Annotated in this window: 12 protein-coding genes, 3 tRNA genes and 1 pseudogene; 9 read left to right on the top strand and 7 right to left on the bottom strand. The window is 70.7% G+C overall.

The window, feature by feature from the left end; genetic code table 11:
* A pseudogene (locus AB0C36_RS27655) lies at positions 1 to 194 on the bottom strand (LLM class flavin-dependent oxidoreductase); the annotation flags it as partial.
* 466 nt (positions 195 to 660) lie between these two features.
* Here AB0C36_RS27655 and AB0C36_RS27650 point away from each other — a divergent pair.
* Positions 661 to 1,221 carry a YbaK/EbsC family protein gene (locus tag AB0C36_RS27650; protein ID WP_435839124.1) on the top strand — a complete coding sequence of 187 codons (561 nt, stop codon included), beginning with the start codon at positions 661 to 663 and terminating at the stop codon, positions 1,219 to 1,221.
* A gap of 10 nt (positions 1,222 to 1,231) precedes the next feature.
* Here the strand turns inward: AB0C36_RS27650 and AB0C36_RS27645 are convergent, their stop codons facing one another.
* Entirely contained in the window at positions 1,232 to 1,762 is a 531-nt protein-coding gene (locus AB0C36_RS27645; protein WP_358358932.1) for a DUF6817 domain-containing protein, read from the bottom strand.
* A 204-nt stretch (positions 1,763 to 1,966) separates the two neighbouring features.
* Between AB0C36_RS27645 and AB0C36_RS27640 the strand changes: the two genes are divergently transcribed.
* Together AB0C36_RS27640 and AB0C36_RS27635 are read left to right on the top strand one after the other, a co-directional pair.
* Positions 1,967 to 2,848 (top strand): LysR family transcriptional regulator, encoded by an 882-nt coding sequence (locus AB0C36_RS27640; RefSeq protein WP_358358930.1) that lies wholly within the window; start codon positions 1,967 to 1,969, stop codon positions 2,846 to 2,848.
* A complete protein-coding gene (locus AB0C36_RS27635; RefSeq protein WP_358358928.1) occupies positions 2,845 to 3,354 on the top strand; it encodes a GNAT family N-acetyltransferase in 510 nt (169 codons plus the stop codon). The genes AB0C36_RS27640 and AB0C36_RS27635 overlap by 4 nt, the downstream gene beginning before the upstream one ends.
* 37 nt (positions 3,355 to 3,391) lie before the next feature.
* On the opposite strand, the gene AB0C36_RS27630 is transcribed toward AB0C36_RS27635, so the two are convergent.
* Entirely contained in the window at positions 3,392 to 4,312 is a 921-nt protein-coding gene (locus AB0C36_RS27630; RefSeq protein WP_358358926.1) for an aldo/keto reductase, read from the bottom strand.
* Between the two features lie 59 nt (positions 4,313 to 4,371).
* Here AB0C36_RS27630 and AB0C36_RS27625 point away from each other — a divergent pair, with 59 nt between their 5' ends.
* The 3 genes from AB0C36_RS27625 to AB0C36_RS27615 all read left to right on the top strand — a co-directional run bounded on the left by AB0C36_RS27625 (position 4,372) and on the right by AB0C36_RS27615 (position 5,938).
* Positions 4,372 to 4,731, top strand: coding sequence for a MerR family transcriptional regulator (locus tag AB0C36_RS27625; RefSeq protein ID WP_358358924.1), 360 nt, complete (start codon positions 4,372 to 4,374; stop codon positions 4,729 to 4,731).
* 193 nt (positions 4,732 to 4,924) lie between these two features.
* Positions 4,925 to 5,329: a VOC family protein gene (locus tag AB0C36_RS27620; protein ID WP_358358921.1), complete on the top strand. Its 405-nt coding sequence runs from the start codon at positions 4,925 to 4,927 to the stop codon at positions 5,327 to 5,329.
* Between the two features lie 189 nt (positions 5,330 to 5,518).
* Complete coding sequence (locus AB0C36_RS27615) at positions 5,519 to 5,938, top strand: DUF6188 family protein (RefSeq protein ID WP_358358919.1); 420 nt, start codon at positions 5,519 to 5,521, stop codon at positions 5,936 to 5,938.
* A 5-nt stretch (positions 5,939 to 5,943) separates the two neighbouring features.
* Here the strand turns inward: AB0C36_RS27615 and AB0C36_RS27610 are convergent, their stop codons facing one another.
* The 4 genes from AB0C36_RS27610 to AB0C36_RS27595 all read right to left on the bottom strand — a co-directional run bounded on the left by AB0C36_RS27610 (position 5,944) and on the right by AB0C36_RS27595 (position 7,297).
* Complete coding sequence (locus AB0C36_RS27610) at positions 5,944 to 6,837, bottom strand: phosphorothioated DNA-binding restriction endonuclease (RefSeq protein WP_358358916.1); 894 nt, start codon at positions 6,835 to 6,837, stop codon at positions 5,944 to 5,946.
* Between the two features lie 114 nt (positions 6,838 to 6,951).
* Positions 6,952 to 7,028, bottom strand: a tRNA-Phe gene (locus tag AB0C36_RS27605).
* 38 nt (positions 7,029 to 7,066) lie between these two features.
* A tRNA-Asp gene (locus AB0C36_RS27600) sits at positions 7,067 to 7,141 on the bottom strand.
* Positions 7,142 to 7,224: 83 nt separating this feature from the next.
* A tRNA-Glu gene (locus tag AB0C36_RS27595) sits at positions 7,225 to 7,297 on the bottom strand.
* Between the two features lie 145 nt (positions 7,298 to 7,442).
* Here AB0C36_RS27595 and AB0C36_RS27590 point away from each other — a divergent pair.
* From AB0C36_RS27590 to crcB, 3 genes are read left to right on the top strand one after another with little or no spacing between them, the layout of a single operon-like run.
* Positions 7,443 to 7,784, top strand: coding sequence for a metallopeptidase family protein (locus AB0C36_RS27590; RefSeq protein WP_358358938.1), 342 nt, complete (start codon positions 7,443 to 7,445; stop codon positions 7,782 to 7,784).
* Entirely contained in the window at positions 7,777 to 8,250 is a 474-nt protein-coding gene (locus tag AB0C36_RS27585; protein WP_358358914.1) for a fluoride efflux transporter FluC, read from the top strand. The genes AB0C36_RS27590 and AB0C36_RS27585 overlap by 8 nt, the downstream gene beginning before the upstream one ends.
* Positions 8,247 to 8,621 (top strand): fluoride efflux transporter CrcB, encoded by a 375-nt coding sequence (crcB, locus tag AB0C36_RS27580; protein WP_358358912.1) that lies wholly within the window; start codon positions 8,247 to 8,249, stop codon positions 8,619 to 8,621. Before AB0C36_RS27585 ends, crcB begins: the two co-directional genes overlap by 4 nt.
* Positions 8,622 to 8,752: the final 131 nt, after the last annotated feature.

The following is an 8,752-nucleotide window of genomic DNA, read 5'->3' as shown; positions in this document are numbered from 1 at the left end:
ATCGCGACCTCGGGGGCCGACATGTGGGAGTACTCGGTCAGGGCGTGGTGCTCACCGAACCAGACGTACTTCCAATTGTGCTTGTCGGCCTTGATGGCCAGCTCCAGCTCGCGCTGCAGCATCAGGTGCTCGGAAGCGCGATCGTGCGCAGCCGGTCCCGGGATGTAACCGTTCAGGAAGATGCCGAACTCCACGTGGAGCCTCCCAAAGTGCTGGTTCAACAATGTCGCGTCTGGCGGCTGCGCCCGTACAGCGGCAATGTACGCGCGGCCGGTCGAGACTTGTGGTGAGAGGTGTCTAACGTCACGTCAGAAACCGCTGCTGCCAAGGGGGTTCACAGACGGCCCCCGACCTGCTAACTGTCTCTCGACGCATGGGTAACAACACGCACCGTTACCGCCCTGTTCAGGCGACACGTGTAGGCCGCACACCCGTAACGCCGACGTGATCGGCGTCGATCAGATTTGCCTGTTTCTGGGTTCTGCCGGACGCATTCCGATGCAATGTGCGGACTGTTCGGACTCGCCGCAAACTCGCCGCGAACTCGCGTCGAACTGGGCGCCGAAGCGGGCGCCGACTCCCCGTCCGGGACGCTCGGTACGGATCTACCCTCGGCACCGACCGCGTCCTTGTCTTATGCATTTTTGGTCGGTGTTCCGCTTGGATGGGCCCATGGGAGAAAGCCTCGACCTGCACCCCGCCCTGACCCGCCTCGATCTGCTCGCCGATCCGGTGGCCCACGCCCTCAAGCAGTGGACCGGCCCCGTACCGGTCGACGCCGTCGAGGTCGCGGAGATCGACCCCGACCTGGCCGACACCGCCGCCTTCTGCGCGCACTACGGCGTGACCCTCGAGGAGTCCGTGAACTGCGTGGTCGTCGCGGCCAAGCGCGGGTCCGAGGTGACGTACGCGGCCTGCATGGTGGCGGCTACGACGCGCGCCGACGTGAACGGCCTGGTCCGCAAGCACCTCGGGGCCCGGAAAGCCTCGTTCGCACCGCTCGCCGAGGTCGCCGCGATGTCGGGGATGGAGTACGGCGGCATCACGCCCGTCGGGCTGCCCGCCGGCTGGCCGATCCTGGTCGACGCCGCCGCCGCGCGGCTGCCGAGTGCGGTGATCGGGTCGGGCAACCGCCGCTCGAAGCTGCGGCTGCCGGGCCCGGCGCTGGCGGCGCTGCCGGGGGCGGAGGTCCTGGAGGGGCTGGGCGTGCCGCTCGGCTGAGCGGATGACGTCAGTTCAGCACGCGCTCGACCTCGGCGTTGGCCGCCGGGCTCAGCAGCGCGCTCCAGCGCTCGAACAACGTGTGGAGCTGCTTCCGCTCGATCTCGTCGAACACCGGGCTGATGGCGGCGATGTCCAGCTCGTTGGCCGCGGTGATCTCGGCGAACGCGCGGCGCAGGCGCGGGCCGGGCACGTAGCGGGCGCCGGTGAAGCGGTCGGTGAACGTGCCGTGGTCGTCGGCGAGTTCGGCGTAGGTCGCCTTGCGGTCGCAGCTCGCGTAGAAGTAGACAAGCTCCTCGGCCTCGTCGCCGACGAGGGCGGCGAGTTCGGGGCGGCGGTCGAGGCCGTACAGCGCGACCGGGAACCCGTCGGTGCCGTAGAACGCATGGCAGAGGCCCGCGAGGCGGACCTCGCGGTCGGCGCCCCACTCGGTCAGCATGTCGTGCACGCGCACAAGGTGGTCGAACAGCGTCCCGCCGGGGTGGCCGATGCCTTCGGCACCGAGCTCGCGCAGCACTGCGACGGCGTCCGTCGTGACCACTGGTGCACCGCCAATTTCCGTCGGGGAAAAGCAAGGTGATGGAACGTCAGTTCCGTGCCGGGGATGGGGTCGGCCCCGCCGCGCGTTGTCGACGATCACACGGCGGGTTGCCGCCCCGGGCCCTGGCGAAAGCGTCCCGCCTCGGGAACACCCAAGTCAATCCTAGGATTTCCTGGGCTTGACCCAAGAGATATCTTGCTTCTCATGACTCTCGACGACCTGCGGACCTTCGTCGCGGCCTGCCGCCACGGCAACCTGACCCTGGTGGCCCGCGAACTCGGGCGCACGCAGTCGGCGGTCAGCCAGCACATCAAGCGCCTGGAACACGAGCTCGGCCTGGACCTGCTGGAACGCCTGCCCCGCGGCGTCGCCCCCACCGAGGCCGGTCGGATCCTGTTCGCCGCCGCGAGCGACGGACTCGCGGGCCTCGACCTGGCGCTACGGCGGCTGCGCGACCTGCGGCAGGGGCACGGGGGCGCGGTGCGCGTCGCGACCGGGGCGACGACCGTACGCCACTTCATGACCGCCGCGATCGTGGAGTTCCGCCGCCGCCACCCGACCACGTCGCTGGAGTTCCAGACCGAGAGTTCGAGCCGCACCTGCATGGAGGCCGTCGCCGCCGGCCGCGCCGACCTCGCGTGGATCACCATCGGCGAGCCGGTGCGCGGCATCGAACAGCGCCCGGTGGCCAAGCTGCGCTGGATGCTCGCGGTACGCCGCGACGACCCGCTCGCGCAGCGCGACGCGCTGGGCCCGGACGACCTGGCCGGAATCCACCACATCCGCCTGCCCGAGACGTCGACGTCGCGCCTGCGCCTCGACGCGCACCTCGCGGCGCACGACATCCACCCGCCCGCCACCACCGGCGTCGCCGACTGGGACACCGCCATGCTGCTGGCCGAGCTGGGACTCGGGCACGCGGTCGTCCCGGACCTGCCGAACCTGTCCCGGACGCCCGAAGGACCGCTGCGGCTGATCCCGATAGCCGACCTGCCGCCGCTGACCGTCGGCTGGGCGGCGAGGCAGTGGGACGCCCTGGCCCCGGCCGCTCTGGAATTCGCGGGCTTCGTAGAGTCGTCCCCATGACCATGTCGACGCCGGGGCCCGCCGCTCCCGGACCGGTCGTCGCCGACGACCTGGCCGCCGCCCCCGAGCTGCTGTTCGCGTACTACAACGCCACGGCCGAGGAACTGGGCCACCCGGCCTGGGCCACGCCGGCCGGCCTGCCCGACTACTTCCGCGTCGACTACGACGACCCCGCCGCCTACTACGCCCCGCCCGGCGGCTACCTCACCGCGCGCCTCGACGGCCGCCTCGCGGGTGGCGTCGGCTACCACTTCCACGGCCCTGACGTCGAGGTGAAGCGCTTGTACGTGGCCCCCGACGCGCGCGGCGCGGGCGTCGCGCAGGCGCTCATGGCAGTGCTGCACGAGCGCGCTCGCGCCGCCGGTGCGCCGCGCTGCGTACTGGACGTGCTGCCGCAGCGCACCGGCGCGATCAACCTCTACAAGCGGCTGGGGTACCGGCAGATCGGCCCGTACCGCGACGACCACGGGCCGATCGACCTGGTCTGCTTCGCCTACGATCTCTGAGGCCCGGCATCACCGTCGTCGCCCGGACGGCCCCGGCTCAGTCCGCCCCCGGCGTGGCCTCCCCCAGGGCCGACAGCCGCGCGAACTGCTCGTCGCTGAGCGCCACTTCGAGTGCCGTCAAGTTCTCGCGCAGGTGCGCCTCCGACGACGTCCCGGGGATGGGCACGACCGTGTCGCTACGCCGCAGCAGCCACGCGAGCGCGGTCTGCGCCGGAGTCGCCCCGATCTCGCGGGCCACCTCCGCCACCACTCCGTCCGGTCCGGCGTGCGCGCCCATCGCGATCGGGAAGAACGGCACGAATGCGATGCCGTGCGCGGCCGCATGGTCGACGACGTCGTCGTGCCCGCGAGCCGCCAGGTTGTAGAGGTTCTGGACGGCGGCGATCGACGCGGTCTCCGCCGCCTCCCGAAGCTGATCCACCGTCACCTCGGACAGCCCGATGTGCCGGACCTTCCCTTCCTCCCGCAACCGCCGCAACGCGCCCACCTGTTCGGCGACCGGGTAGGCGGGGTCGAGGCGGTGCAGGTAGAGGAGGTCGAGACGCTCCACGCGCAGGCGGCGCAGCGCGAGTTCGGCCTGCTGGCGGAGATAGGCGGGGTGGCCGAGGGGGATCCACTCGTCCGGGGCGGGGCGTACGACGCCGACCTTGGTGGCTATGGAGACGGAGTCGCCGTACGGGTGCAGCGCCTCGGCCACCAGTTCCTCGTTGGCGCCGAGCGCATAGGCGTCGGCGGTGTCGACGAGGTTCGCCCCGAGCTCGACGGCCTTGCGCAGCACGGCGACCGCCGCGGCGCGGTCGGCCGGCGGACGCCAGATCGGCGCCGCCGCGGGGTCCGGTGGACGCTCGGGTCCATCGGCGAGCCGCATCGCGCCGAAGCCGATGCGCCGGACCGTCAGGTCGCCGCCGAGGGCGAAGGTGGACGGCGGAACAAGCGTGTTCGTCTTCGAGTTCGTCATGACCGGAACGCTATTTTCTGCCATCAATGTCAGATGCAAGAGGATGTGAGGGGCGTCACATGAAGATCGGCGACCTGGCCCGCGCCACCGGTGTCAGCCCCCGCCTGCTGCGCTACTACGAGGAGCAGGGACTCTTCGCGGCACAGCGGGCGCCCAGCGGGCACCGGCGCTACGGGCCGGAGACGGTCGAGGCGGTGGGTCGCGTACGGGCACTGCTCGCCGCCGGGCTGCCGACCAGCGTGATCCGCGACCTGATGGCGTGCTTCACCGAGGGCACCGACCTGGACGCGTGCGCCGCGCAGCACCTGCGCGAGCACCTGGAGGGCGTGGAGGCGCGTATCACGCAGCTCGAGACCACGAGGTCCACGCTGGCCGCCCTGCTGACCGCGACCGCATCCCGACCCCAGGTCGCCGCCTGAGCCGTCCGGACGGCGCATCCGAGCGGGGCCGCCGAGTGGGCCTCCGGAAATATCCTCCGGAACTTTCGATCACAACGATGAGTTTCCGCTGACCCGCCGGTCTACCTCTTTGAAAGCACGACGCGAGACGGACAACATGGCCCAAAAGCCACGGGCTCCGCACCGGACCGCACTATCGAGAAGAGGCGCAGACATGGCCACGATGATCTTCGTGAACCTCCCGGTCAAGGACCTGGACAAGTCCAAGAAGTTCTACTCGGCACTGGGCTACACGCTCAACGAGCAGTTCAGCGACGAGAACACCGCAAGCTTCGTCGTCAGCGACACCATCGTGGTCATGCTGCTCAAGGAAGACAAGTTCCAGGAGTTCAGCACCAAGCCCATCGCCGACGCGCGTACGGCCACCGGAGCGCTCCTCTCCCTCAGCGCCGAAAGCCGCGAGGAGGCCGACCGCCTCGCCGACATCGCGATCTCCTCCGGCGGCAGCAAGGCCAAGGACCCGCTCGACATGGGCTTCATGTACGGCCGCTCCTACCTCGACCCGGACGGCCACCACTGGGAGCTCGTCTACATGGACCCGGCCGCCCTCGAAGGCTGACCTCCCCCGGCACCCACCGACCCCGGAACGCCCCGAGCGAAGCCTGCGCCCGGGGCGTCCCGCATCCCCGCCCCACCGCCGCGCGACCCGGCTCCACCCGGCCTCGCGAGCAATTGCGCCCGGACTGACCGCACTTCGAACCGGAAACGGATAGTCCGAACCCGCCGTCACGCAGCAGGATCCCGAGTCATGAGCGCTCATGCCGATCCCGTCGAGCACGACGACCGCTGGCTCCTCAACCTCCGCGGCGTCGTCGTCACCGGCCTCGGCATCGACTTCCGGCTCACACTGCACCTGGGCTCGGACTGGCTCCTCGTCCTGGAGGACCGCGTGCGCCTCGCCCGCGGCCCGGCCCGTGCCGGCACCACCGTGACCCTCGTCCCGGAGACACAGGATGTCGCCGCCGCACTCCCGCTGTTCGGCAAACGGATCCTGTCCGCCGTCGCCCACAAGGCCGGCGCGCTGGGACTCGTCTTCGAGTGCGGCACCCACCTCGCCTGCGGCCCGGGCGAAACGTACCCCGCCTGGACCCTCCAGGGCCCGCACGGCTGGGCCTTCGCCTCCCTCCCCCACGGCGAACTCACCGTCTGGAAAGGCTCCCCCGAGTAGGCCGGTCAGACCGCGACCGCCGGACGCGAGGGTCCATGGAACACCTGTTCCGCGTGCCAGGAGCGGTGGATCGCGCCGAGTTCCGGCGTTCCGGGCTGCGGGCCGAGCAGCGGGCGTCCGGCCAGCGCGACGACCTGTTCCCTGGCCGCCGCGCTGTGCCCGACGAAGCGCTGCGCCACCATGACGCGGAACTCCTCGTCCACGCCCAGGACACCCTTGTCGAAGAGCTTGTGATGCAGCGAACACAGGCAGAGCGCGTTCTCCACCTCGTCCGGGCCGCCGAGCGCCCACCAGTGCACGTGCGCGGCCTCCAGGCCGACGGGAATCGCGCCGATCCGTCCGTCGTAGCCGCAGAACGCGCACCGGTACTCGTAGGCGGTGAGCACCTCTTCGCGCAGCATCTGGCTGCGCCGGCGACCTCCCGGGACCAGCGGCTGCGTCTCGGCGTACTCGAGTTCCAGCCCGGCGGCCTCGCACAACTCCGAATGCAGCGAGGGCGGGAAGTGCAGGTCGAGCAGCGTACGGGCCATCCGCCCGAGCAGCGCGGGGTCGCGCCGCAGCGCCGCCCGGAGGTCGGGAGCGAGCCGGCCGGCCGCCCCGGACGCCCGCAGGTCGCGTACGCCGCTCCCCGGACTCCCCGCCCCGCGACTCGTACGCACCTCCCACACCCCGTCGTTCACCAGGTGGTGGAACGGGTACGCGGGCGTCGACCGGTTCCCCGGCCCGTACTCGGCGAGCAGCCGCTTGAGGTCCTCCTCGACCGCGCTGTACGCCAACTCCTGATCCGCGTCCTGCTGGTAGCGCCCCAGCGCATACAGCAGCAACAGCGGCTTGTGCGGAGCCCGGACCCCCTTGCTCGTCCACTGCCTCAACGTCGCGGCCCGTTCCAGCCAGTCCATGCGCAGGATCATAGGAGCGTAGGTCGTGCCCGGAACGACAAAGAAGCCCCGCAGTCGAGGTGATCGACTTCGGGGCCAATCCGCAGGTCAGTGCGGGTACTTCGAGCTCTTAGCTGGTGGCCAGGGGCGGGGTCGAACCGCCGACCTTCCGATTTTCAGTCGGACGCTCGTACCAACTGAGCTACCTGGCCTGGGAGTGGAGAAATCCGCCTCGCGGCGGATCTTCCAGCGGTCCTGACGGGATTTGAACCCGCGGCCTTCACCTTGACAGGGTGACGAGCACTCCAAACTGCTCCACAGGACCTTGCATTGAGTTGTCGAGCCGGGTTGTTCCTGCCCTGCTCGGTGTTGCTTCACTCTACCGTACTGGCCGTGCGGCTTTGTGCGTGCCCCCAACGGGATTCGAACCCGTGCTACCGCCTTGAAAGGGCGACGTCCTAGGCCACTAGACGATGGGGGCTGGGTGGCCGGTCCGGCGTCTTGTTGCCGTCGGGGACGGTCAGAACTATACGGGGTGCTCGGCCGGATGAGCAAAACGGTTAACGGCAGGGGGAGCATCCGGCCCCGGAGGGGGTGGCGGCGCGCAGAATGGGGGCGTGCTGGAAATGTCGCGTGAGGAGTTCGAAGAGCTGGTCGCCGAGGCTCTGGACCGCATCCCGCCCGAGCTGACGACGCTGATGGACAACGTCGCGATCTTCGTCGAGGACGACCCCGATCCGGCCGGGCCGGAGCTGCTGGGGTTGTACGAGGGGATCCCGCTCACCGAGCGCGGCGACTGGTACGCGGGGGTGCTGCCGGACCGCATCACGATCTACCGGAACCCGACCCTCCGGATCTGCGAGACGTACGAGCACGTCGTCGAGGAGGTCGAGGTCACGGTGGTGCACGAGGTGGCCCACCACTTCGGGATCGACGACGAGCGCCTGCACGAGCTCGGGTATGGGTGAGCCGGCGCGGCCGGGCGAGGCGGTGGGTCCGGAGGCGGTCGACCCTGATGTGGACTTCCGGCCGGCCGCGGCGCCGTCGCTGTGGGACTGGCGCGTGCTCGCGGTGGTCTCGCTGGGCGGGGCCCTCGGTGCGGCGGCGAGGTACGGGGCGGCCCTGATCTGGCCGACGCCGGAGACCGCGTTCCCGTGGACGACCTTCGCGGTCAACGCCGTCGGGTGCGCCCTGATGGGCGTGTTCATGGTGCTCGCCACGGAGGTGCGGACCGCCCATCGGCTCGTACGCCCGTTCGCGGGCACCGGGATCCTGGGCGGGTTCACCACGTTCTCGACGTACGCCGTCGACATCCGTCGGCTCTCGGAGCACGGGCGCGCCGGGGTGGGCGTCGCGTACCTCGCGGCCACCGTGGTGTGTGCGGTGGTGTGCGTGTGGGGCGCGACGGTCGTCACGCGGAAGGCGGCGGCGTGAACTGGGTGCTCGTGGTCGTCGGCGCCGCGGTGGGTGCGCCGCTGCGGTATCTGACCGACCGGGTGGTGCAGGCCCGGCACAGGACGGTGTTCCCGTGGGGGACGGTGGCGGTGAACGTGGCCGGGAGCCTGGTGCTGGGCGCGTTGACCGGCGCGGTGGCGGCGGGGGCGGCGTCGTCGGATCTGGCGCTGCTGGTCGGGACGGGGTTGTGCGGGGCGTTGACGACGTACTCGACGTTTTCGTACGAGACCATGCGGCTGGCCGAGACCGGGCACCGCGTCCAGGCGGCGGCGAATGTCGCGGTGAGTCTGGCGGCGGGCATCGGCGCGGCGTTCGCGGGGGCTGCGTTGGCCGACCTGTGGTGGGCGTGAGGCCGACGGATCTCGCGCCGCCGGCGTGCATGCGACTGCGCTCACCCGTACGGGTGATGCCGCGTGGCCGGAGGATTCGGGCCCCTCGGCCCCGCCAAGGATCCTGACACGGATTCGGGCGTGGAGGGGCG

The organism is Streptodolium elevatio (assembly GCF_040649515.1).
Lineage (GTDB): Bacteria > Actinomycetota > Actinomycetes > Streptomycetales > Streptomycetaceae > Yinghuangia > Yinghuangia elevatio.
This window is presented reverse-complemented; position numbering and strand designations above follow the sequence as displayed.